Genomic DNA, 23756 nt, shown 5'->3' with positions numbered 1-23756 from the left:
CGCGGCGCCCGCCTCTGCCCGGCCTTCCGGGCAGAATGAAGGGATGTCGCAGACGCAGGATGACCGGAACAAGCGTGATGGTGCGGTACAGAACCCGCGCGACATCGCACGAGGGTTCGACGAGCGTGCAGACCACTACGACGAGTCGGCGTTCCATCGGGCGTTGGCCGAGCAGACGGTCGCCTTCGCGGGAATGGACGGCGTGCGCACGGTGCTGGACGTGGCGACGGGCACGGCGCTCGTGCTGCGGGCGATGCCTGCGTCGGTTCGCAAGGCGGGCGTCGACATCTCGCCGGGGATGATCGCCGTCGCTCGCCGGCATCTGCCCGATGCGGAACTCGTCGTGGCGGACGCCTCGGCCGACCTTGCATTCGACGATGCGTCGTTCGATCTGATCACCTGCGTGACCGCGCTCCACCTGCTCCCGAGTCCAGAGGATGCGCTCCGCTCCTGGCGACGACTCCTCGCGCCAGCGGGACGAGTTGTCGTCGGCGGATTTCGTCAGGACGACGCGTCTGACGTTCCGGAGGTGGCGGAGGCGATCAGCCACGGAGCCGAGCGGCGTCCGCATGGAACGCATGACCATCTGCATGCTCGCGTCGGTTCTCCGGACAAGCTACGACGATTGGCCGACGCGACCGGCTACACGATGACCCGTTCCCAGACCTGGGTGAACCGGGACCCGTTCGAGGTGTGCCTCATCGCGGAGTTCGTGCCGGCATCCTGACACGACGCGGCGCCGCCCTTCGGGCGCCCGTAGTGAAGGGCCCGCCCGGAAAGCGGACAGCATGCACTGCGGCCCACGACGCATAATGGCGGGATGATCACGACCGAGTTGGCACGCGAGCTGCGACAGCAGGGCCTGGTATGGCATCCGGCATCCGGCGACGTGTTCGCGATCGACTCCGGCGAGTTCGACGGTGAGACCTTCACGGTGAGCGAGATGACCATCGAGGCACACGAGTTCGACACCGGTACGATCCTCGGGTTCAACGGAACCACCGAATGGGCGCTCGACTCGGTGGCGGTGGAGAAGGCGGTGTGGCTGCCACGTGAAGACCAGTTGCGCTCGCTGCTCGGCGGCACCTTCGTCTCGCTGAGCCGAACGGATGCCGGTGAATATGTCGTGGAGACCGCTCGCGAAGGCGTGCGCGCACGCTTCGAGGCGAGCGACGCGGAGACCGCATACGCGAACGCCGTGCTCGCCTTGATCGCGCAGGCGACCGCGGACACGGCATCCTGATCGGGTTCCTCGCTTAGACGAGGTAGCGATCGCCCGCCCGGGCTCAGCTGACGTGCACGTGCGGCCTGCGCTTGGCATCGCGCTCGGCCTGGCGCAGGACCTCTCTCGTCACGGGCGCCACCTCACCGGTTCCGGTGATGAGGAAACGGAACATGTTCGCGATCGGGTTTCCCTCGTTCCATTGGAAGTAGATCTCTGGAACGATGCCCGTCTCGTCCCTGATCTGCAGTAGCACGGCGGCGATCGTGTTCGGCACGTTTCCGCTCGTGACCTGCAGCACCCGGTAGCCGTGCTTCGCCACGCCCGTCACCTCCAGGTCTTCCTCGAAGTCGGAGGAGTCGCTCGGCAGCACCTCGAGGAAGATGATCGGCGAGCCCTGCGGGATGTGCGCGAAACGTCGCTCGTCTTTGCTCTTCTTGGCGTACTCGCTTGCGGTGTCGCCGTCCGGCTCGTGCGAGATGATGCGGATGGCGCTGAACTCCTCGGCATCTTCGGAGACGAAGCCGGCTGCCGTGAGTCCCAGCCGCACCGATGTGGCGCGCAGCTGGAACGAGCGGCGCACGCGCGAGAGGATCGAGACGGTCAGGATGCCGACAATGAACAGTCCTCCGATGCGAACACCGTCAGGACGCTCGACGACGTTCGCGACCATCGTGTAGGCGAAGACCGCGGAGATGACCGCGAACGCGATCATCCTGCCCTTCTGCCGTTTGCGCATGGCCGAGAGCATCACGGCGACCGATGCCGACGTGATGAGTACCAGCACGCCCGTTGCGTATGCGCCGCCCTGAGCGTCGACGCTCGCATCGAAGACCACGGTGATGAGGTAGGCGATGAGCGTGAACACGACCACGAGCGGTCGAACGGCCTTCGCCCACTGCGGCGCCATGCCGTAGCGCGGCAGGTAGCGCGGCACCAGGTTGAGCAGGCCGGCCATGGCAGAGGCGCCCGCGAACCAGAGGATGGCGATGGTCGAGATGTCGTAAACGGTGCCGAATGCCTGCCCGAGGTATTCGTGGGCGATGTAGGCCAGCGCACGGCCGTTCGCCTGGCCGCCCGGCTGGAATTCCTTCTGCGGAATGAGAACCGTGGTGGTGAAGCTCGACGTCAGCAGGAAGCAGCTCATGATGATGGCTGCCGTGGTCAGCAGCCGTCCGGCTCCGCGGATGCGTCCAGCCGGATTCTCGTCGGTGTCGCCCGGGGCGCCCTTGATCTGCGGCATGACTGCGACGCCGGTCTCGAATCCGGAGAGCCCGAGGGCGAGTTTGGGGAACACGAGCAGTGCGATCCCGGCCACCAGTAACGGGTTGCCGTGCGAGGCGCTGAGCGCACCCCACCAGTCGCGCACCAGGATCGGATGCTCGAAGACGTGCGTTATCGACACGGCCACGACGACCGCGTTGAGCACGAGATAGACGCCGACGAGGATCGTCGCGATCCCGATCGCCTCCGAGAAGCCCATCAGGAACACCGCGCCGAGCAACGTGATGAGCACGAGGGTGATGGGCAGGTTGGCGCCATGGAACCATGCGGGCGCAAACGGGTTCTCGATGGCGTGCGCGCTGGCATCCGCGGCCGACAGCGTGATGGTGATGATGAAGTCGGTTGCTGCGAACCCGAGCAGTACGAGCACGAAGAGCTTGCCGCCCCACCACGGAAGCAGGCGTTCCAGCATGGCGATGGAACCCGAGCCGCGGAAGCTCTCCTTCGCGACCCGCCGATACACGGGCAGGGCCCCTGCCAGCGTGAGCAGCACCAGCACGATCGTCGCGAAGGGCGAGATCAGGCCGGCGGCGAGGGCGGCGATGGCGGGCTGGTAGCCCAGCGTCGAGAAGTAATCGAGACCCGTCAGGCACATCACGCGCCACCAGGTCTGCGGCTTCTCGGCGGATTCGGCATGCGGTCCGGACTTCGGAGCTGCCATGCCTTCCAAGAACCAGGCCCGGAATCGGCCACCCGGCTGTGCGGTTGCGGTCACCCGGCAAGACTATGTGGGCGCGGGGCCGACGATGTACGGCGGCGCCGCGCATAGACATCAATCGCGGCGCAATGCCGCCGAATCGAGTTGACCGGGTCACCTCCGCATGTGACGATCGACGTGGTCTTAACGCGCGGTGCACGACGAGTGAAATCTCTGGATGCGCCGTCCCGGCTCGCCGGGCAGGTGAGGCCGCACCCGTGCCCACTATTCAAGAAAGACGTCGGTGGACTTCACCCTGATCGTCGTGCTGGTGATCGTGCTGGCGCTCTTCTTCGATTTCACGAACGGTTTCCACGACACGGCGAACGCCATGGCGACACCGATCGCCACTGGCGCGATGCGTCCGAAGATCGCTGTCGCGCTCGCCGCGGTGCTGAACCTGGTCGGAGCCTTCCTCTCCACGGAGGTGGCGAAGACCATTTCCAGCGGGCTGATCAAGGAGGGCAGCGGCGGGGTTTTGATCACGCCGACCATGATCTTCGCCGGCCTCGTCGGCGCAATCGTGTGGAACCTCGTCACCTGGCTGTTCGGACTTCCGTCCAGCTCGAGTCACGCGTTGTTCGGGGGTCTGATCGGGGCAGCCATCGTGGGCGCCGGGTTCGGCTCGGTGGACTACGTCGTGCTGCTCGACAAGGTGATTCTGCCCGCACTGCTGTCGCCGGCGATCGCGGGAGTCGTGGCGTTCTCCGCCACTCGCCTCGCCTATGCGATCACCCGACGCTACGACCGGCTGCCGGATGGCCGAGCTGGCTTCCGCTTCGCCCAGATCTTCTCCTCGTCGCTCGTCGCACTCGCGCACGGTACGAACGATGCGCAGAAGACCATGGGCGTCATTACCCTCGTGCTCATCTCGGCTGGAGTGCTCGCACCAGGGTCGAATCCACCGGTCGCCGTCATTGCGGCCTGCGCCTTGGCCATCGCGATCGGTACATACACGGGTGGGTGGCGCATCATCCGCACGCTCGGCAAGGGCCTGACCGACGTGAAACCGGCCCAGGGCTTCGCCGCAGAGACGAGCACGGCCGCGACCATCCTCGCGTCGTCGCACCTCGGATTCGCGCTGTCGACGACACAGGTCGCATCCGGGTCGGTCATCGGCTCGGGCCTCGGCCGCCGCGGCTCCAGCGTGCGATGGGGCACGGCGGGACGGATCGGACTCGGTTGGCTCATGACCCTTCCCGCGGCGGCGGTCGTTGGCGCCGTCACGGCGTTCATCGGCCTGCTCGGGTTCGCCGGGGTCATCATCGACCTGGTCATCGTCGTCGGGGTGATCGTGTTGATCTTCGCCCTCTCCAAGCGCAACAAGGTGTCGGCTCGCAACGCCTTCGAGGGCGTCAACGAGGTCGCCCAGTCCGGCCGTGTCGTCAAGATCCGCAAGGTCAAGCCCAAGAACTCCAGAAGGAGCGTGGCATGAACGGCATCAACTGGATCGCCTTCCTCGCCGTCGCAGGCGCTTCGCTGTTGTCCTCATGCCTGGTCGTCGTGCTCTACTCGCTCGGCCTGCGGATGCTCTCCACGGCGGGCAAGGCGCCGCACGTCACACCGGCTGAGTTCACCGACGCCATCACGATCGTCACGCCGGCGGAGGCCGCGGCCGAGGCGAAGCGGATCAAGAAGGCGGCGGCTCGCAGCCCGCTCACACCGTTCCAGAAGGGGCTGTCGCTGGTCGTGGCCTACAGCTGCTTCACGTTGTGCGCCCTTGTCATCTTGTTCGGCATCTACCTGATCGTGCCCGCGCTGCACGCCCACTGAGTCGCGAAGCAGAGGGTTCCATCGCTCGTTGCGTAGCGACGCCGAGCGACGTTTCACCGTTGGTTGAGTTGCGCCGCGAGGCGACGCGTATCGAAACCCGCCGCGCGGTCTCGCAACCAGGCCCGCTCAGTCCGTTCCGCGCAAGCGGCCGATGGCGTTCATCAGGTGGTAGATCACGATCGCCGCAATGGTGCCGAGCACGATGCCGCTGAGCTGGATCCCGCCCTTCGGGTCTCCGATGGCCCAGGTGAGGTTCCCGACGCCGATGACCAGGGCGACGGCCGCGGTGAATTGATTCTTCGGCTTGGAGAAGTCGACCCGGTTGTCGAGCCAGATCTTGATGCCGACCACGCCGATGAGACCATAAAGGGCGAGTGTCGCACCGCCGAGCACCCCGGACGGGATGGTGTTCAGCACGGCGCCCACCTTGGGCGAGAGGCCGAGCAACACGGCGACGATGCCTGCCACCCAGTACGCGGCAGTCGAGTAGACCTTGGTGGCCGCCATCACGCCGATGTTCTCGCCGTACGTCGTGGTTCCCGAGCCGCCGAAGAAGCCGGCCAACGTCGTCGCGATTCCGTCGGCGAACAGGGCGCGGCCGGTGAGCACGTTCACGTCCTTGCCCGTCATCTGAGCGACGGCGCGGATGTGGCCGACGTTCTCGGCAATCAGCACGAGCACCACGGGCAGGAAGACGGGCAGCAATCCCCAGAGCGAGGCATCCGAGAACGGGTTCCCCGGCAGGGCGAACTTGGGAAGGCCGATCCAGGCGGCCTTGGCGACGGGCGCGAAGTCGACCACGCCGAGCAGCACGGCCGCGAGGTACCCGATGACGACGCCGACGAAGATCGACATGCGCCCGAGCATCCCCCTGAAGAGCACGGTGCAGAGGATGATCGCCGCGAGTGTGATGACGGCGACGAGCGGCGACGTGCTGAAGTTCGTCACGGCCGTCGGCGCGAGGTTGAAGCCGATCAGGGCGACTATGGCGCCGGCGACGATGGGCGGCATGAGGGCATCGATCCAGCCGGTTCCTGTGAGGATCACGATGCCGCCGACGATGGCGAGCAGGATGCCAACGGCGAGAATGCCGAACAGCGCCCCGCCCATCCCATGGCCGGCCATCGCCGCGGTGATGGGTGCGATGAATGCGAACGACGACCCGAGGTAGCTGGGCAACCGGTTGCGCGTGATGAGCAGGAACCCGATGGTGCCAACGCCGGAGAACAGCAACGTTGTCGACGGTGGGAAATGCGTGAGCAGCGGGACCAGGAACGTTGCGCCGAACATCGCGACGACGTGCTGAGCGCCGATTCCGATGGTGCGGGGCCAGCTGAGTCGTTCGTCCGGTGAGACCACGGTGTCGGGCCTTATCGTCTTGCCGTCGCCGTGCACGGTCCACATGGGCGCCATCAGGCCTCATTTCGTCGGTTCGCGGTGGGGGAGAATGGGTAGCGGTCGTCTGCCCGGTCATCCCGGTCGTCCGCGACGCGCGCAGCATTCGTCGCGATGCTAGCGGCACCTGGCAGTTGCCTGACAATATCGTCTCGACCCGCCCCGCACACCCGCAGCTTCGGCCGATCGGAGAGAGCCCCCATGTCCCAGACCGAAACGAAGACCGAGACTCAAGCGCCCGGCCGACTCAACGCCTTCTTCGAGATATCGCAACGCGGGTCGACGTGGTGGCAGGAAGTCCGTGGCGGTCTCGTCACCTTCGTGACGATGGCGTACATCATCGTGCTCAACCCGATCATCCTTTCGGGAAGCAAAGACGTCGCTCATCACACGCTGGCGTTCCCGCAGGTGGCAGCGGTAACAGCGCTCACGGCTGGGGTCATGACGATCCTGTTCGGCCTGATCGCGCGTCTTCCGTTCGCGTTCGCCGCCGGCCTTGGCATCAACTCCTTCCTCGCGGTCAGCGTCGTCGGTCAGGTGACCTGGCCCGAGGCGATGGGGCTCGTCGTCATCGACGGCGTGATCATCGTCATCCTTTCGGCGACCGGGCTGCGGCGGCTCATCTTCGATGCGGTGCCCTACTCCCTGAAGATCGCGATCACCGTCGGCATCGGTCTCTTCATCGCATTCATCGGACTTGTGGATGCCGGCTTCGTCAAGTCGACGGGTGTCGGCTCTCCGCCCATCGGGCTGGGCAGTAACGGGTCGATCGCGACCATCCCCACCGTCGTGTTCGTTCTCACGCTGCTGATCACGGGCATCCTGGTCGCGCGCAAGGTGAAGGGCGCCATTCTGATCGGACTGGTCTCCGGCACCATCCTCGCCGTCGTCGCCCAGCTCATCTGGCACCTGGGAGCGCAGCCGAAGGATGCATCCGGCTGGAACCTCAACGTGCCGCAGATCACGAACTGGGTGTCGCTTCCCGACTTCGGCCTGGTCGGACACGTGAGCTTCGACTTCAGCAAGCTCGGCGTGCTGACCGCGGTGATGCTCATCTTCACGCTCGTCTTCAGCAACTTCTTCGACGCCATGGGCACGATGACCGGCCTGTCGAAGGAGGCAGGACTCGCCAACGACGACGGCACGTTCCCGCGCCTGCGCAGCGCCCTCATCGTTGAGGGTGTCGGCGCCGTGGCGGGCGGTCTCACCTCCAGCTCGTCAAGCACCGTGTTCATCGAGTCAGGTGCAGGCATCGGCGAGGGCGCCCGAACGGGCTTCGCCAACGTCGTCACGGGAGCCCTGTTCCTGCTCGCGATGTTCTTCACCCCGATCGCCCAGATCGTGCCCTCCGAGGTGGCCGCGGCTGCCCTGGTCATCGTCGGCGCGCTCATGATGTCGCAGATCAAGAGCATCGATCTCACCGACTTCACGGTGCTGCTGCCCGTGTTCCTCACGATCATCGTCATGCCGCTGACATACTCGATCGCCAACGGCATCGGCGCAGGCTTCATCGCCTGGGTCGTGGTGCAGGCGTTCGCGGGCAAGTTGCGCACCATCAGTCCGTTGCTGTGGATCGTGGCTGTGGGCTTCGCCATCTACTTCGCACGCGGGCCCATCGAGGCGCTCTTCCACGGCTAGACCTGAGAGGTTCGGCTCACCGAACCTGGTCACTCGACCAGGATTACGATGAGGCATGACTTCTGAGCGGATCGCAGGCATCGTCGCCGAGCGACGCAGGGCGTTCAAGACCGGGCTCACCAAGCCGCTGGCGTGGCGCAGGGAGCAGCTGGCGGGCATCCGTCGCATGCTCACCGAGCACGGGGCAGCCTTCGAGGCCGCCCTGGCCTCCGATCTGCACCGCAGCCCGACGGAGACCCAGCTCGCCGACGTCAACGTCATCCTCGCCGAGGTGGCGCACGCACTGAAGCATCTCAGGGCATGGGCAGCGCCGAAGCGGGTAGCGTTACCGCTCGCGCTTCAGCCGGCCCGTGGTTGGGTCATCCGGGAGCCGCTCGGCGTGGTGCTCGTGATCGCGCCGTGGAACTATCCCATCCAGCTGCTTCTGGGCCCGGTGGTCGCCGCACTGGCTGCGGGCAACGCCGTCGTGATGAAACCGAGCGAACTGGCCCCCGCTACCTCAGCGACGTTCGCGCGGCTGGTGCCGGAGTACCTGGATGCCCGTGCAGTCGCGGTCGTCGAGGGCGCGGTCCCCGAGACCACGGCTTTGCTCGAAGAACGCTTCGACCACATCTTCTATACGGGTGGCGCACGGGTGGCGAGAATCGTCGCGGCTGCGGCAGCCAAGCACCTCACGCCCGTCACTCTCGAGCTGGGTGGAAAGTCGCCCGTGTACGTCGACGACACGGTCGACCTGCAGGCGGCGGCGAAGCGCATCGCGTGGGGCAAGTTCCTGAACGCCGGCCAGACGTGCGTGGCACCCGACTACCTGATGGCCACGCGCGACGTGATCGACCGTATCGTGCCGCTGATCGGGGCGGCCGTGCACGAGTTGTACGGAAGCGACCCGCAGGCATCGGGCGACTACGCGCGCATCGTGAGTCCGGAGCGCTTCGACGCCTTGTCACGCCTGCTGGCGGACGGCGAGGTGGCGTGCGGTGGCCGAACCGATGCGGCCGACAAGTACATCGCCCCGACCGTGCTCACCGGAGTCGCGGAGGACTCAGCGGTCATGTCGGAGGAGATCTTCGGCCCCATCCTTCCCGTCGTCGAGGTCTCTGATGCCTCCGAGGCGATCGGTCGCATCGCCTCGGGTGACAAGCCGCTCGCCCTCTACGTGTTCACCAACGACGAGAAGGTGCGCAAGGCGTTCCTGCGCGGCACCTCGTCAGGAGCGGTCGGATTCAACGCGGCCCTGATCCAGCAGACCGTGATCGGGCTGCCCTTCGGAGGCGTGGGAGAAAGCGGTATGGGCCGCTATCGGGGAGAGGCGGGTTTCACCACGCTGAGCAACGAGAAGGCCGTGCTCAGCAAGCCGCTTGCCCCTGAGTCACTCACCATGATCTTTCCGCCGTACACCAAGCGCGTCGACGGCATCGCGCGCGGGCTGCTGCGCAGGCTCTCCTAAGCAGACGGCAAGGCGGAATGTCCGGAGTCCGGGCGGCCGGACAGCTGTGCGACCGCTCAGGGGATGCCTTTCGACCCGGCGCGTAGAGTCGGAATGCGGGCGCGAGGACGCCTCCGCGGAAAGGCCGAGAAGTCGTGACAGCGACGCAGGAGATCCCCGTTCAGCAGCCCTATTCCGAGATGTCGCCGCCCTCCGGGTGGGAGGCACGCGAGGGCGACTACCGCATCGAGACGGATTCTCTGGGGGAGCGGCGCATTCCCGCCAACGCATATTGGGGCATCCACACCTCGAGAGCGCTCGAGAACTTCCCGATCGCTCACCGCCCGATCTCCGTCTACTCCACATTCGTCGACGCACTGGCGATGGTGAAGCTGGCGGCCGCGAGGGCCAACGCCGAGATCGGCGCGATCGACAAGCACAAGGCCGAATTGATCGAGGCGGCGTGCCAGGAGGTGCTCGACGGTGGTCTGCACGACCAGTTCGTCGTGGGCATCATCCAGGGCGGTGCAGGCACCTCGACCAACATGAACGCCAACGAGGTCATCGCCAACCGCGCACTCGAGCTGGGCGGGTGGAAGAAGGGCGACTACTCGCACATCCACCCGATCGACGACGTCAACCGCAGCCAGAGCACGAACGACACGTACCCGACGGCGCTGAAGATCGCGTTGTCGCTGCTGCTGCGCTCGCTTCTCGACGAGCTGTGGGCGTTGCGCGAGTCGTTCTCACGAAAGGGCGTGGAGTTCAAGCACGTGCTCAAGGTGGGGCGCACGCAGCTGCAGGATGCCGTTCCGATGACTCTCGGACAGGAGTTCCACGGCTTCGCGACCACGCTGGGCGAAGACTACGAACGCCTCAAGGAGACGATCTGGCTGCTGTCAGAGGTGAACATCGGTGCTACGGCCATAGGCACGGGCATCACGGCGGATCCCCGGTATTCGGTCGCCGCCGTTCGGCACCTCTCGCGCATCTCGGGCCTCGACCTCGAGACCGCACCCGATCTGATCGAATCGACCAGCGACGCCGGCGCGTTCATGTCGTTCAGCGGGGCGCTCAAGCGCAGCGCGGTCAAACTGTCGAAGATCTGCAACGACCTGCGCCTGCTCTCCAGTGGCCCTCAAGCCGGTTTCGGCGAGATCAACCTGCCGGCGCGGCAGGCCGGCTCGAGCATCATGCCCGGCAAGGTGAACCCGGTCATCCCCGAGGTCGTGAACCAGGTGGCGTTCAGCATCATCGGAGCGGATGCCACCGTGACCGCGGCGGCGGAGGCCGGCCAGCTCCAGCTCAATGCATTCGAGCCTGTGATCGGCAATTTCCTGCTGCAGTCCATCACGTGGCTGCGCCAGGCGTGCCTCACGCTGCGGGTGAACTGCATCGACGGCATCACGGCGAACGAGGAACGCCTCGAGACCATGGTCGGCTCCAACATCGGCGTCATCACCGCGCTCACGCCGCACATCGGCTACGCCGCGGCCGCGGCCCTCGCGAAGACGGCTCTTCTGACGAATCGCAACGTGGCAGACCTGGTCGTCGAAGCCGGACTCATGCCAAGGGAGCGGGTCACGAAGCTGCTGTCGCCGGCAAGGCTGAGCGGTCTGGAAGCCGTCACGACCTCGATACCCGTGATCTCGGACCACCACCGCAATCCGGACGAGGGTCTGTAGCCGGACCAATCCCGCAGCCGCACCCGTCCCGCGACGAACGCCGGGACCCGGGGGTAGCCGGCGGTCAGATCACCCGGCAGTGGGTGGTGAGCGCGCCGATTCCCGAGCACGACACGGTGACCGTCGCGCCGTCGTGCAGGAACACGGGCGGAGTGCGGGAATATCCGGCGCCGCCCGGGCTCCCTGTGGAGATCAGGGTTCCCGGTTGAAGCGTCGTCGAGCGGGAGAGGAACGCGATCAGTTCCGCGACCGAGCGGACCATTCCCGAGGTGGAGGCATCCTGCAGGAGCCTGCCGTCGACCGTCGTTGCCAGCCACAGGTCCTGCGGGTCGGGGATCTGGTCGGCCGTGACGACGACAGGCCCCGTCGGCGTGAAACCATCGAATGATTTGCACCTCGACCATTGAGCCTCGGAGAACTGCAGGTTCCTCGCGGTGATGTCGTTGACCACGGTGTAGCCGAAGACGTAGTCGAGGGCGTCGACGACGCGCACGTCCCTCGCCGGCCGACCGATGATCACCCCGAGCTCCGCCTCGTAGTCCACTTCGCTCGACAATTCGGACGGCCACGTTGTCGTACCTTCGTGGGCGGAAAGGGAGTTCGGCCACAGCGCGAAGACCGTTGCAGCCTTCTCCACTTTGAGTGCCAGTTCGGCGGAGTGCGCCGCGTAGTTGGCACCGATGGCCAAGACGACGGGAGGACGGAGAACGGCGGACGCGTGCCTCAGCTCCGACACCGGATGCCATAGCCCCGTATCGCTCTCGGCTTGCTCGGACGCACGCTCGAGCCTCGCAGGCAGATCGTCGCCGCGCTCGATGAGTTCCTGGAGGTCGCGGGGCGCATCCTCGATCAGGTCGTCCGCGAACACCGCCCTGTCGGTCACGACCACGGCGAGACGCGCCTCGGAGCCTGCGGACGTTGCCAGGTGCGCGAATCTCACCTCGAAAGGCTATCCCGCTGGGCCGCGGCAACGGGGCGACACCGGGCGGGCGTCCCCGGACCCGTGAGACGGGCGGCAATAAGGTAGACGCGTGTCCATCGATGAGGAGTGCGCCGGCACGTCTCAGGCGCGCAGCGGCGGCGACCGACGCCGTGTGGCAATAGCCGCCGACGCCGCAATCGGCGAGATCGACTGGTCCCTCCCGCCCGACGGGACCGCGGTGGGCGTGTTCGAGGCACCGAGCGGATCCCTCGCAACGTGGAGCATGGGCGATCCGGCTGATCCAGCCGTGGTCCTCGTGCCCGGCGTCACAGGCTCGAAAGAGGACTTCGCGCTGCTCGGTCCCATTCTGGTCGACGCAGGATACAGCGTCGTCAGCTACGACCTCGCCGGGCAGTACCAATCGGCCCAGGCCGGCTCCCACCCTGGAGCTGTCTACGACTACGACCTCTTCGTGAACGACATGCTTGCCGTGCTCGCTTCACGGGGCCCGGCTCACCTGCTTGGCTACTCGTTCGCCGGCTCGGTGGCTCAGCTCGCCGCACTGCGCCGCCCAGACCTGGTGCGCAGCCTCACGCTGCTGACCGCACCGCCCTTGCCCGGGCAGGCGTTCAGGGGCATTCGCCTGATCGGCTGGCTGAGTCGCTTCACCACGGCCCACCAGGGTGCAGGACTGATGATCTGGGGCATCGTCACGAACAAGAACAAGGTCGGTCCCAAGCGCCTGGAGTTCGTGCGGTCCCGATTCGAGTTGACCAGGCGCGGAGCCGTCGACGACGTCATAGGGCTCATGCGGCACACGCCGGATGTCGCCGGTGAATTGCGTGCGACGGACATCCCGGTTCTCGTGGCCACCGGGGAGCACGACCTCTGGCCCGTCGAGTTGCACGCCAGGTTCGCGGAGCGCCTGGGTGCACGGCTTGCCGTCTACCGCACCGGTCATAGTCCGTGCGAAACGGCGCCCCACCAGCTTGCGGCCGACATGCTCGAGCTCTTCATGCGTGCGGAGGGTGCGGCATCCTGACCCGCCGTCACGGCACCGGCGCATCGGCTGTGGCACAAAGCAGCCTGGGTTTACGTCATACGGGGGAGGCCGCGTCGCTCTCGCCGGCCTGCCGCTCGAGCCGGTACTTCTCGCGCTCCTGCCGGATGCGCCATGGCGACGCGTCCGGCCAGTTCACCCGAAACGTGAGGTAGGCCCAGCCGAGCCGACGGCCGAAGGCGCGCCAGCTCGCGAACGGCCGAGCCGAGATGCCCACCCGCAGCGTCTCGTCGACCCTGACGATCACGTCTGGCGGCAGTTGCAGGCTCAGATCCAGATCGTCGTGCACGCGCGGCATCCGGCGGTGCACGCGATCGCGCACCCGCAGCCACACCTGACGCCGCATGGCGAAGTTGGAGCCGAAGATCGGCCCGTTGTCGATCCACAGTCCGACGAACCAGAAGTAGCCGCCGATGTACAGGTTCTCGCCCAGCCAGGTGACGAGAGGATTCCCGTCGTAGAACTCCCCGGGGCCGGTGATCGCTCCCAGCTCGGGCGACACCGTGAACTCGGCCTCGATGTGAGCGAGCCAGTCCGCGGGAGGACGCGAGTCGGCATCCAGCCTCGCGATGATGTCGCCGGATGCCGCGTCATAGCCGGCTGCTGCAGCAGAGAAGATGCCGCGCAGCGGCTCGTACACCACAGTGGCTCCGAGCGCTGCGGCGACTTCGGCTGTCTCGTCGGTGCTGGCATTGTCGACGACGATGATCTCGTCGGCCGGCCGCAGCTGTTCGTTCAACCTGCGCAGGCTCTCCCTGAGCATCGCCGCATCGTTGTACGCGGGGATCACCACGGAGATCGTGGACACGTTGAGCAGCACTCCTCACCGGCGCAGCGAAAGGAGCTCCAGCCCGCCGACCACCGATCCTACGCGTAAGATTCCGGTGCGCACGATCGGCGCGTGCCAGCGAAGACGAGGAGCCGCATGTCCGACCCGACCCCTCGACCAGCGGCTGGGCAGGGCGCCAGGCACGCAAGCGGATACGCCGTCAACGGCGTGCCCACGGCCCCTCCGGTCGCAGCCAAGGGACCGCGCACGAGGACGGCTGTGATCGTGTGGACGATCATCGGGCTGGTGTTGCTGACGCAGCTGCTTGTCGTTGTGTTCGCCTACCTCGTGCTCGCACTGGGTCCCGAGCTCGTGGCCATCAGCGCGCTTCTCGCACTCGTGCCATTGGCGATCGTGCTGATGGCGGCGACCTGGATCGACGCCTGGGAGCCCGAACCATGGGCGGCGAAGGCCTTCGCCTTCCTGTGGGGTGCTGCCGCTGCGATCACGATCGCGCTGCTGTTCGACATCGGGCAACGCGTCTTCACCCCCATCCCCGAGAGCTCCGTGCTGTCTGCCGTCGTTCGAGCACCCCTCGTGGAGGAGTCCGCGAAGGGGGCAGCGCTGCTCATCCTCGTGTTCGCTGTGCGGCGCACGTTCGACGGCCCCATCGACGGCATCGTGTACGCCGCCTTCACCGCAGGTGGGTTCGCCTTCGTGGAGAACATCCAGTACTTCGGAACCGCTTTGCACGACGGCGGTGCGAGCCAGGCTGCCACCGTCTTCGTGTTGCGTGCCCTGTTCTCTCCGTTCGCGCACGTTCTCTTCACCTCGTGCACGGGTCTCGCCCTTGGACTGGCGGCACGCAGGCGAGGCGTCATCGGCGTCCTCGGCGCGTTCGTTGTTGGCGTGGTCGCGGCGGCCACGCTGCATGCGGTCTGGAACCTCGCGGGATACCTGGGGTTCTGGGGCGTCTACCTGTTCTTCGAGTTCCCGATCTTCGTGGTCGCGGTGGTGACCGTCGTGCTTCTGCGGGTGCGCGAGCAGCACCTCACACGCGACAGGCTCGCGGAATACGGTCGCGCTGGCTGGTTCACCTTCGACGAGGTTGCGCTCTTCGGCACGCGGGCGGGTCGTCGCAGCATTCGCAGGTGGGCGCGCACGAAGGGCGGTGACGCACCGTCGATCGTGCGGTCCATGGTTCGCGACACGACCCGATTGGCGATCGATCGCCAGCGCATCATCACCGACGCAGCGGATGCCGGCACCGCGGCGGAGGAATCCGTCCTGCTCGGCAGGATCACGGCATCCCGAAACCGCCTGCGCTCGCTTGGTTGAAGCGAAGCCACGGGTAGAACGAGGCGGGACGACGCTGTTCCGTCGAATGCCCCGGACAGAACTCACCGCTCGGTGGTGCGGCACTGCCGGCAGCCGAACCCGAGCGGCGAGTTGGTCAGTACCCAGACTGCCTCGGCCGGCCTCATAACGCAAGCATTCCGCGCTCGCGCCTCGCCCGGGCATCCGCCCTTTTGACCTCTGCAGTCACGTGCCGTTGGATGGTGTGATGAGCGAATCGCAGAAGTCCAAGCCCGAGATCGACGCGCCCCAGGGGCCGGCACCCGAGCAGCTCGAGATCGTCGACCTGGTCGAGGGCGACGGTGCAGAGGCCACACCGGGTGCAACCGTCGATGTGCACTACCTCGGCGTCGAGTACGAGTCGGGCGAGGAGTTCGACTCGTCATGGAGCCGCGGCCAGTCCATCCAGTTCCCGCTGCGCGGTCTCATCCAGGGCTGGCAGGACGGCATTCCGGGCATGAAGGTGGGCGGCCGCCGTCAGCTCACCATTCCGCCGCAGCTCGCCTATGGCCCGGCTGGCAGCGGGCACCCGCTCGGCGGCAAGACGCTGATCTTCGTGATCGACCTGCTCGACGTCAGGTAGTCGACCTCGAGAAACCCGTGCGATGCACCCGGACGCCTCAGGGCTCCGGGTGCATCGCGTCGTAGCGGCGGAACGTGGGCTGAAGGCGCATCAGGAGCACGACGCCACCGATGATCGCCAGCCCGCCGAGTACCGGCGGAAACCAGAGCGCGACAAGCGCCGCCGCTGCACCCGCGTAGAGGTCGCCGAGCCGGGGGCCGCCCGTGACGACAACAGTGAAGACGCCCTGGATGCGTCCCCTCATCGTGTCCGGCGTTGCCGTCTGCAGAATCGTCTGCCTGAAGATCGCCGACACGTTGTCGGCCGCCCCGGCTCCGGCGAAGAGCAGACAAGCGATGGCGATCGCGGGAATGTTCGGATGCCCGGCATCCGCGGTACCGAACCATCCCGTGGCGAGCAGCACGAGCTCGATGCCGAGGCAGAGGATGAAGCCGCCGTACGCGACGATGGCCCGCCCCACCGCTGCACCCTGTAGCCGCACGTGACCGAGCGGCCCGGAGAACACGCTGGAGACGAGCGCCCCGACCGCGAACGCCGCCGTCAGGACGCCGACGGTAACGGGCCCGCCGCCGAGCAGCAGCGCTCCCGCGGCCGGCAGAATGACGCGCGGCTGGCCGAAGGTCATCGCGATGATGTCGACGATGAACGACATGCGCACGTTGGGTGCTGTGCGAAGGAACCCCAGGCCCTCGACGATGGATGCCCACCCCGGCTTCGACGCCTCTCCCTCAGGGACGATGGAGGGCAGGGTCACGATGCCGAGGAACGCGAACACGAACAGCACGACGTCGACCGAGTATGTCCAGCCGAAACCGACCGTCGCGACGAGCACGCCCGCGAGTGCTGGGCCGACCGTCACCATGACGCCAGTGGAGATGCCGCCGAGGGCCGAGGCCGCTGGTAACAGCTCACGGTCGAGGATGCGCGGATAGATCGCCATCCTGGTGCTGCTGATCACGGTCGCGGCGACGGAGTTGAGCGTGGCCAGCAGATAAAGCAGCCATACGTTGTCCACGTGGAACCAGGCGAGCAGCGCTATGCACAGCGTCGACCCCCACGCCGCGATTCCGGCAGCAAGGGCAAGCACGCGACGGTCGACGACGTCGGCCAGCATGCCGCCGTAGATGCCGAAGAACACCATGGGCGCGAGTGCGAAGAGCGCGACACCCGAGACCGCGAGGGTCGAACCGGTGAGGTCGTAGACCTGCAGGCCGATCGCGACGATGGTCATCTGACCGCCGATGCCCGACACCGCTCCACCGAGCCAGAGGCGGGCGAACGCCGGGCTGCTGCGCAGCGGCCTCAGGTCTACGAAGAGTGATCTGTGTGCGGGGGCGGATCCTTCGGGGGAGGCCGTCGAAGCGGCAGGACCCGCGTCCGGGTCCTGATCGTGGTCGTGCGGCACGGGACCCGACGCTAACACGCCGGCCGTGGTCTGCTGCCCGGGCCGATGCATGGCCGCAGCACCCCTCGACCCCGAGCCGTGCCGGCTGCGCGTCGCGGAAAGCGGCGTAGGAGCTCGCGTAGGGTGGGCTGGTGAACCGTGCGCGCCAAGAACTGGATCGTCTGCTGGTGAGCGTTCCGGATTTTCCCGAGCCGGGCATCCTTTTTCGCGATCTGGCGCCCGTGTTCGCCGATGGTGGGGCGTTCCGGGCGATCGTCGATGATCTCGCCGAGCACTTCCGCGGCCAGTTCGATGCGGTTGCGGGCGTCGAGGCGCGTGGGTTCGTGCTGGCCGCGGCAGTGGCCTACGCGGCTGGTGCTGGGGTGCTGGTGGTGCGCAAGGCGGGGAAGCTGCCGGGAGTAGTGCTCCGGGAGAGCTACGACCTCGAGTACGGCAGTGCCAGCCTCGAGCTCGAGCCGGAACGGCTGCCAGGGGGTGCGCGGGTGCTCATCCTCGACGACGTGCTCGCCACAGGCGGCACGCTCTCGGCTTCGGCACGGCTGATCGGTCGTGCCGGATACTCCGTGACCGGTTTCGGCGTCGTGCTCGAGCTGGAGGAGCTGCGCGGCCGCGAGCGGCTTTCCGGCTCGCCTGTCTACAGCATCGCCGCGCTCTGAGGCGCGCCGGCTTGCTTCGCGTTTGATCGGATGCCTGAGCGCGACCGACTGAATCGGCCACCGCAACCGCAAGCGCGGCGCTCGCCGTAGCCTGATTCTGTGAGTGCGACGGATGCGGTGCTCAGGGATGCTGCGGAGAAGTCCGGCCCCGTCGTCGCCACGGTTCATGGCCGGGTGCGCGGCGTGCACGGCGGTGACGTCTATACGTTCAAGGGTGTCCCATATGCATCGCCGCCGGTCGGTCCACTCCGATTTCGCGCACCAGAGCCGCCGGCACCCTGGAACGGCGTGCGCGACGCGACGAGGTTCGGCCGGATCGCTCCTCAGCCGTTCGAGGCGTTCGCGGGCACGCGCCCGCTCGAGATGAGCGAGGACTGCCTCACACTCAACGTGTACACGCCTACGCTCGGGCGGGCCGACCTGCCCGTCATGGTGTGGATCCACGGCGGGGCCTACTACGTGGGTTCGTCGGCGGATCCCCTCTACGACGGAACGCATCTGGCTGCCCTGGGCGTTGTCGTGGTGACGTTCAACTACCGGATCGGGCCGCTTGGCTACCTCGACCTGTCATCGTTCTCGCGCGGCGACGATGTGTTCGAGAGCAATATCGGGCAACGCGACCAACTGGCGGCCCTGCGCTGGGTGCGCGAGAACATCCGCGAGTTCGGCGGTTCTCCCGACCGCGTGACGCTGTTCGGCGAGTCCTCAGGCGCCGGCGCGGTGACCACCATGATGGCGACGCCCTCCGCCGAGGGCCTCGTGCATGCGGCCATCGCCCAGAGCTCGCCGGTGGGCAGCGTCTACACGCAGAAGACCGCGCGCGTCTCGGCCGAGCGTTTCCTGAATCGGCTGGACGTGGCGCCCGACGAGGTGCACCGGCTGAGGCGCATCCCCGCAGCGGCCCTCACGGAGGCGTGCGCACGGCTCATCGCCGAGACCAGCACGCTCGAACCCGGAGTGATCCCGGTCGCGCCCGTCGTGGACGGCGAACTCGTGCCCGAATATCCACTGACCGCTATGACGCGAGGAGAGGCATTACGCATCCCGCTTGTCATCGGATCCAACCGCGACGAGGCGATGCTGTTCCGGCTACTGCGATCGCCGATCGTGCCCAACAGTTCCAAGGCCGTCCAGCTCATGCTCGAGCGGCTGGGCACCCCTGAGGCACTCGCTCTGCCGTCCGGCTACCGCGGCTACCCGCGTCTGCGTCCCGCGTTGCGCCTTTCGACGGATGCCGCCTTCCGCATGCCGACCATCTGGGCCGCCTCCGCGCACAGCCACTACGCGCCGACGTGGGCGTACGAGTTCGACTTCGCCCCGCCGCTCATTCGGCTCGCCGGTCTCGGCGCCATGCACGGGGCGGAGTTGCCCCACGTCTTCGACACCCACGTGCCGCCTCTCGTGGCCTTCGGGGCGGTGGCCGCAGGCCGGAGGCTGACGCAGCGCATGCAGGCCAGGTGGGTCTCCTTCGCCGAGGTCGGCGACCCGAACCCGATACGCATGGCGCCGATCTGGCCCAGGTACGACACCGAGTCGAGACTCACCTATGTCTTCGACAGCAGGGACCGCGTGGTCTCCGATCCGCACGGCGATCTGCGGCGGGCTTGGGGCGACAGCATCATCGCCTTCCGCTGAACGGGTGACTCACGCCGGTGCGCGCCCGCCGCCGGACGGGACTGTTCCGCCTGCGGTGGGTTCCCGCATCGCGGTCCGCAGCAGCCGCCAGAGGTCGGGATGCGCGAGTACCCGGAAGTGACCGGTCACCGGCAGGCGCACGTTCGCGCGGGCATCCGTGAGCATGCTCCCCGCCGGGATCTGCGGGTCGAATGCCGGGAACACCGAGACGATGTCCCTGTTGGCGGCGAGGTTGGCGGCGAGGTCGCGCACGGTTGCGTTGGTGGGTGAGAAGTCGCGGAACGACCGCGTCGGCGCCCTCGTTGCGAAGACCGAACCCGAGAACGGGGAGGCGACGGCCACCATCGAGCGCACCCGTCGGCGCGTGTGCTCCCAGGTCATGAGCTGCTTTCCGACCAGGCCGCCTTTGCTGTGCGCGACGATGAGCACGTCGGCCAGGTCGTGCCGCTCGAGGTAGTCGGCGGCGAGCTCGGCCGTCTCGGTCACCCTTGCCACGTTGCGACCGAGCGCCGTGACCACGTGCGGGCGGCGGCTGCATGCCGCGGCCAGGGCCGCGAACGGGTCGAGGAACCTAGGGGACTCGTGAACACCAGGCAGCAGGAGCACGGGTGGCCCATCGAGCGGATGCTGCACATCGCGTTGCAGCCATCGCCTCGCCTTCGCCCCGGTGCGCAACCACCCGGGAATGAACGCCGAATCGCCCAGTGCGATGGCCGCCGCCCTCGCCACCGCGGCCGGCGTCAGGGCAGAAGCGACGTACTCGGACATGCGTTCACCGTAAACGTTCCGCGGCTCGCGTAATCGCCGCGCCCGAGACGGAAACCGGCGGGTAGTGTCGAACGGGTACTTGAGTGACGCGGCCGGGCGCGGCATCCGGCCGCTCATCGACCGGCCCACCTTCACCGGTGTGAGAGGAGACGACCTGTGACCCCGACGAGGAAGACGAGCCCGCGCACGACGCCGACAACGGCAGAGTCCAAGCCGACCGTCGAATCGCCTGAACAGGTGCGCCAAGCGAAGCGGTCGAGCACCGCCGACGCGCGGGTCTCGTCGACGGCCAAGACCGAGCCGGCGAGCACTGCAGCCACTTCGGGGAGCGCCGAGAGCACGGCCGAGGAAGCGCAGTCGCCTACGGTGCAGAGCCAGCAGGCTGCCGACCAGCAACCGGCGGGGACTGCGCAGGCCAAACGCCCGGCTGCCAGGAGGGCCCCCGCCAAGAAGACCACCGCGAAGCCGAGCGCGGGCGCCTCGTCTGGTGCATCGGCGTCGGATGGAGTCGACTCGGCGAGCAGAGCGTCAGATGCCGGTGAAACAGTTGCGGCTGCAGCCGGCGCCCGCGGGGCCGGCGGAACCGTCCGCGACGCTGAGAACCAGCCGCCGGCGCAGACCGCGATGGCCGCCTCGGGCGAGCCGACGCAAGGTGCGCAGGATTCGATCCAGCAGCCGGCGGTCGAAACTCCCGAGGAGCAGGAGACACTGCCAACGGCCGTGCTCGAGCCGGTGCAGCAGCCGAGTGAGTCGCCGCGTGTGGAGGCCGCCCAGCCGACGCAGCCTCTGCCTCCGCTCAGCTCCACGCAGTTGCAGAACGACCCCCTGCTTGGCACGCACGATGAGATCGTGGTCGATCTGGGGTTCAAGCTGCGCTGGGCCGCAATCGGCTATGCGCTGCTCGGCGTCGTTGCCTCCTGGCTGATCGCAGCCCAGGTGGGAATCGCGACCAAGAGCGGCACGCCGTTCGCCTGGGCGCTCGCGGCGACCATCCTGATCGCGGCGGGAGCCGTCTGGTACCTCGTGGATGTCTCGACCCGATTCAAGTCCGTGGCCGCGTACCGCAAAGCGAAGACCCCTCAGGCCGTCGCCAGGCTCGACCGGGGCGGCATCGTAGGGCTCTACAGCGTGATCGGCGCATGGATCGGCGTCGCACTGGGCGCGCTCGTCGTGGTGAGCGGCACGGTGACGGCAGTGCTGACCATCGCGTTCGGCGCTTCAGGGTGGGCCTGGTTCTTCGGTGCCGTGCCTGCCGTGCTGCTCTATCTCTACTCGTTCGGGCTCCTGCACTACCGGCTGCTCGAGAAGGCGCGCGACGCCGTCGCCTGATACTCACCCCCGCCCCCTGGACGTTTTCCTCGGAGTAGACGGGCCGCTCACGCCGGTCTCCGTCGCGTCGCCCACACCTGCGTCGCGCTGCTAGACTTGTGCGGTTGCCGTCAGAACGGCCGCGGAGAAAGAGCGCCCAGGCATCCGGCCTGCGGCACCGCGCAACGAGAGAAAGGGGATCGAATCTATGGCACTCGATGCAGATGTCAAGAAGGCGATCATCGAAGAGTACGCAACCCACCCCGGTGACACCGGATCCCCAGAGGTTCAGGTCGCGATCCTGACCAAGCGGATCAAGGACCTCACCGAGCACCTCAAGGAGCACAAGCACGACCACCACTCACGTCGTGGTCTGCTGCTGCTCGTGGGTCAGCGCCGCCGCCTGCTGGGTTACCTGCAGGAGATCGACATCAGCCGGTACCGCTCGCTCATCGAGCGTCTCGGACTGCGCCGATAAGGTCCAGTCGAGTACCGCGTCGATCGGCAGCTCTTCGTTCGACAACGCGAACTCTTGCGAAACCGCCCGTCACCTTCACGGTGGCGGGCGGTTTTCGTTGTGGCACTCAGGTCGTCCGGCGCACTTCGTGAACGCGTCGGGAGGACGGCCGGATGCCCCGACTACGCGTCGGCCTTGGCGAGCTCGGCTGCGAGCTCCCGGGTACCGCGGTTCCATGGCGTGCCGTGGCCGGGCAGCACCCACGTCGCCTCGATCGTGGCGAGTTTCGCGTGCGACGTGCGAGCGGCATCCGGATCGTCGGTGAACGGTGCAGGCTGAGGTCCGCGCTGCCCGGTCAGCACATGGCGTGTCGTGAGCGCGTCGCCGACGAACACTGCGTCCAGCGACGGCACGACGATGGCGATGCTGCCGGCCGAGTGCCCAGGAAGCGACACGATGCGCGGGCTCCCCGGCAGGTCGAGCACCTCGCCTTCGTGCACGGGAACCACCTCGGTCAGGTATTTGGTGCGCATTCCGCCCTTTCGCAGCGTGTACCAGAGGAAGCCCGCCGTGGCGCCGAACCGCGTCTTGCCCCAGGCCGGATGCGTCGACTCCTTGCCGCGGGCGCGGGCGGCGTCCGCTTCGCCGACGTACACGGGGATGCCCAGCTCGCTTCGCAGCCGCTCAGCGTAGCCGATGTGATCGGAATCGCCGTGGGTCAGGATCACTCCCCGGATGTCGGCGAGCGTTCGACCCATGGCCGTCAGTTCACGCTTGAGATCGGAGTACTGACCACCGATGCCGGCGTCGATGAGCGTCAGTCCGCCTTCGCCCTCCACGAGGTAGGCGGCGACGAGGTCGTTTCCGACGCGGTGCAGACCGGGTGCGAGTTGCATGGCGGGTTCCTTTCGAGGGGGTAGGGTGATGATGGCTACGATAGTTAGCCATGAAGGCTAATGTCAATAGCGAATGAGACGAAAAGGGAACCAGGAACAGAGGGACACGCATGCCGGCACCCACGCGCACGACGAACGCCGAGATCCTTGCCGCCGCGCTGCGGCTCGTGGAGGAGGGCGGCCCTGACGCCCTCACCATGAAGGCTGTCGCGTCAGGGGTGGGCGTGCAGCCGCCGTCGCTGTACAAGCGCGTGCAGAGCCGAGAGCACCTGCTGGGGCTCGTGGTCGAACAGGTCGCGAACCAGGTGGCGGCAGTGCTCGATGATGCCCTGAGCGCCGCCGGCCCCGACCCGGTGCAGGGGCTCGTCGCCCTGGCCAGGGCGTTGCGTGGCTTCGCGGGTGAGCATCCACGTCTCTTCGGCGTGCTTTTCGCGCAGGTCCCCGAGGCCGCGCGACCATCGCAAGAGGCATTGGCCCGAGCCAGCTCAGCGGTGTTGACCGCAGCCGAGCGGCTCGCAGGTCCCGACCGCGCATTGGATGCCGCCCGCACCGTCACGGCGTGGGCGTACGGGTACCTCACCATGGAGTTCGCCGGCGCGTTCCAATTGGGAGGAAGCCCGTCGGATGCCTTCGAGTTCGGCGCCGTCGCGATCGCCCGTTCACTCGGTCAGGCGGGCTCTCCGCCGTCTTCCTGAACGGCCAGGGGGGGCGGCATCCACGAAGGCAGAGCGTGCGGCCGGTGCGGCCCCTGGCCCATTAGGCGTCCCTCGTCGTAGTCTGTGATCGACGTTCGGCAACGGTGCCGAGCGGACCGGCCAGCC

At 67.3% G+C, this 23756-nt stretch carries 22 protein-coding genes; 15 read left to right on the top strand and 7 right to left on the bottom strand.

Going from position 1 to position 23756, the window contains the following annotated elements; genetic code table 11:
* Window positions 1–43: 43 nt before the first annotated feature.
* Window positions 44–727 (top strand): class I SAM-dependent methyltransferase, encoded by a 684-nt coding sequence (locus ACO2Q7_RS15410; protein ID WP_423356596.1) that lies wholly within the window; start codon window positions 44–46, stop codon window positions 725–727.
* A gap of 93 nt (window positions 728–820) precedes the next feature.
* On the top strand, window positions 821–1243 hold the full coding sequence (locus tag ACO2Q7_RS15405) for a hypothetical protein (RefSeq protein WP_423356595.1): 423 nt from the start codon (window positions 821–823) through the stop codon (window positions 1241–1243).
* 43 nt (window positions 1244–1286) lie between these two features.
* Here ACO2Q7_RS15405 and ACO2Q7_RS15400 read toward each other — a convergent pair whose 3' ends face one another.
* Window positions 1287–3167, bottom strand: a complete 1881-nt coding sequence (locus tag ACO2Q7_RS15400) for an amino acid transporter (protein ID WP_423356915.1) — start codon at window positions 3165–3167, stop codon at window positions 1287–1289.
* 280 nt (window positions 3168–3447) lie between these two features.
* On the opposite strand from ACO2Q7_RS15400, the gene ACO2Q7_RS15395 reads away from it, so the two are divergent.
* On the top strand, window positions 3448–4638 hold the full coding sequence (locus ACO2Q7_RS15395) for an inorganic phosphate transporter (protein WP_423356594.1): 1191 nt from the start codon (window positions 3448–3450) through the stop codon (window positions 4636–4638).
* A complete protein-coding gene (locus ACO2Q7_RS15390) occupies window positions 4635–4976 on the top strand; it encodes a peptidase (RefSeq protein ID WP_423356593.1) in 342 nt (113 codons plus the stop codon). The genes ACO2Q7_RS15395 and ACO2Q7_RS15390 overlap by 4 nt, the downstream gene beginning before the upstream one ends.
* 126 nt (window positions 4977–5102) lie before the next feature.
* On the opposite strand, the gene ACO2Q7_RS15385 is transcribed toward ACO2Q7_RS15390, so the two are convergent.
* Window positions 5103–6389: a uracil-xanthine permease family protein gene (locus tag ACO2Q7_RS15385; RefSeq protein WP_423356592.1), complete on the bottom strand. Its 1287-nt coding sequence runs from the start codon at window positions 6387–6389 to the stop codon at window positions 5103–5105.
* A 183-nt stretch (window positions 6390–6572) separates the two neighbouring features.
* Between ACO2Q7_RS15385 and ACO2Q7_RS15380 the strand changes: the two genes are divergently transcribed.
* The 3 genes from ACO2Q7_RS15380 (at window position 6573) to ACO2Q7_RS15370 (ending at window position 11120) form a co-directional block, all read left to right on the top strand.
* Complete coding sequence (locus ACO2Q7_RS15380; protein ID WP_423356591.1) at window positions 6573–8009, top strand: NCS2 family permease; 1437 nt, start codon at window positions 6573–6575, stop codon at window positions 8007–8009.
* 55 nt (window positions 8010–8064) lie between these two features.
* Window positions 8065–9456, top strand: coding sequence for an aldehyde dehydrogenase family protein (locus tag ACO2Q7_RS15375; RefSeq protein WP_423356590.1), 1392 nt, complete (start codon window positions 8065–8067; stop codon window positions 9454–9456).
* Window positions 9457–9635: 179 nt separating this feature from the next.
* Window positions 9636–11120, top strand: coding sequence for an aspartate ammonia-lyase (locus tag ACO2Q7_RS15370; protein WP_423356914.1), 1485 nt, complete (start codon window positions 9636–9638; stop codon window positions 11118–11120).
* A 64-nt stretch (window positions 11121–11184) separates the two neighbouring features.
* Here ACO2Q7_RS15370 and ACO2Q7_RS15365 read toward each other — a convergent pair whose 3' ends face one another.
* The gene (locus tag ACO2Q7_RS15365; RefSeq protein ID WP_423356589.1) at window positions 11185–12060 is read right to left on the bottom strand and encodes a fumarylacetoacetate hydrolase family protein; all 876 of its coding nucleotides are present in this window, start codon (window positions 12058–12060) and stop codon (window positions 11185–11187) included.
* A gap of 91 nt (window positions 12061–12151) precedes the next feature.
* Here ACO2Q7_RS15365 and ACO2Q7_RS15360 point away from each other — a divergent pair, with 91 nt between their 5' ends.
* The gene (locus ACO2Q7_RS15360; protein WP_423356588.1) at window positions 12152–13084 is read left to right on the top strand and encodes an alpha/beta fold hydrolase; all 933 of its coding nucleotides are present in this window, start codon (window positions 12152–12154) and stop codon (window positions 13082–13084) included.
* A gap of 55 nt (window positions 13085–13139) precedes the next feature.
* On the opposite strand, the gene ACO2Q7_RS15355 is transcribed toward ACO2Q7_RS15360, so the two are convergent.
* A complete protein-coding gene (locus tag ACO2Q7_RS15355; RefSeq protein WP_423356587.1) occupies window positions 13140–13910 on the bottom strand; it encodes a glycosyltransferase family A protein in 771 nt (256 codons plus the stop codon).
* A 117-nt stretch (window positions 13911–14027) separates the two neighbouring features.
* Between ACO2Q7_RS15355 and ACO2Q7_RS15350 the strand changes: the two genes are divergently transcribed.
* Both ACO2Q7_RS15350 and ACO2Q7_RS15345 read left to right on the top strand, forming a co-directional pair.
* A complete protein-coding gene (locus ACO2Q7_RS15350) occupies window positions 14028–15209 on the top strand; it encodes a PrsW family intramembrane metalloprotease (RefSeq protein ID WP_423356586.1) in 1182 nt (393 codons plus the stop codon).
* Between the two features lie 226 nt (window positions 15210–15435).
* Window positions 15436–15810, top strand: coding sequence for an FKBP-type peptidyl-prolyl cis-trans isomerase (locus ACO2Q7_RS15345; protein WP_423356585.1), 375 nt, complete (start codon window positions 15436–15438; stop codon window positions 15808–15810).
* Window positions 15811–15847: 37 nt separating this feature from the next.
* On the opposite strand, the gene ACO2Q7_RS15340 is transcribed toward ACO2Q7_RS15345, so the two are convergent.
* Window positions 15848–17215: an MFS transporter gene (locus ACO2Q7_RS15340; protein WP_423356584.1), complete on the bottom strand. Its 1368-nt coding sequence runs from the start codon at window positions 17213–17215 to the stop codon at window positions 15848–15850.
* Between the two features lie 128 nt (window positions 17216–17343).
* On the opposite strand from ACO2Q7_RS15340, the gene ACO2Q7_RS15335 reads away from it, so the two are divergent.
* A complete protein-coding gene (locus ACO2Q7_RS15335) occupies window positions 17344–17871 on the top strand; it encodes an adenine phosphoribosyltransferase (protein ID WP_423356913.1) in 528 nt (175 codons plus the stop codon).
* A gap of 99 nt (window positions 17872–17970) precedes the next feature.
* Window positions 17971–19506 carry a carboxylesterase/lipase family protein gene (locus ACO2Q7_RS15330; protein ID WP_423356583.1) on the top strand — a complete coding sequence of 512 codons (1536 nt, stop codon included), beginning with the start codon at window positions 17971–17973 and terminating at the stop codon, window positions 19504–19506.
* A gap of 9 nt (window positions 19507–19515) precedes the next feature.
* Here the strand turns inward: ACO2Q7_RS15330 and ACO2Q7_RS15325 are convergent, their stop codons facing one another.
* A complete protein-coding gene (locus ACO2Q7_RS15325) occupies window positions 19516–20274 on the bottom strand; it encodes an esterase/lipase family protein (protein ID WP_423356582.1) in 759 nt (252 codons plus the stop codon).
* Between the two features lie 156 nt (window positions 20275–20430).
* Here ACO2Q7_RS15325 and ACO2Q7_RS15320 point away from each other — a divergent pair, with 156 nt between their 5' ends.
* Window positions 20431–21603 (top strand): hypothetical protein, encoded by a 1173-nt coding sequence (locus tag ACO2Q7_RS15320; RefSeq protein WP_423356581.1) that lies wholly within the window; start codon window positions 20431–20433, stop codon window positions 21601–21603.
* A gap of 187 nt (window positions 21604–21790) precedes the next feature.
* Complete coding sequence (gene rpsO, locus ACO2Q7_RS15315) at window positions 21791–22060, top strand: 30S ribosomal protein S15 (RefSeq protein ID WP_022901720.1); 270 nt, start codon at window positions 21791–21793, stop codon at window positions 22058–22060.
* Between the two features lie 161 nt (window positions 22061–22221).
* On the opposite strand, the gene ACO2Q7_RS15310 is transcribed toward rpsO, so the two are convergent.
* Window positions 22222–22935, bottom strand: coding sequence for an MBL fold metallo-hydrolase (locus tag ACO2Q7_RS15310; RefSeq protein ID WP_423356580.1), 714 nt, complete (start codon window positions 22933–22935; stop codon window positions 22222–22224).
* A gap of 110 nt (window positions 22936–23045) precedes the next feature.
* Here ACO2Q7_RS15310 and ACO2Q7_RS15305 point away from each other — a divergent pair, with 110 nt between their 5' ends.
* Window positions 23046–23630 (top strand): TetR/AcrR family transcriptional regulator, encoded by a 585-nt coding sequence (locus tag ACO2Q7_RS15305; protein WP_423356579.1) that lies wholly within the window; start codon window positions 23046–23048, stop codon window positions 23628–23630.
* The last annotated feature ends 126 nt before the right edge of the window (window positions 23631–23756 follow it).

The organism is Rathayibacter sp. KR2-224, assembly GCF_049446075.1.
GTDB lineage: Bacteria > Actinomycetota > Actinomycetes > Actinomycetales > Microbacteriaceae > Humibacter.
Note: the sequence above shows the minus strand (reverse complement) of the source record. Positions and strands in the feature narration are given on the sequence as shown.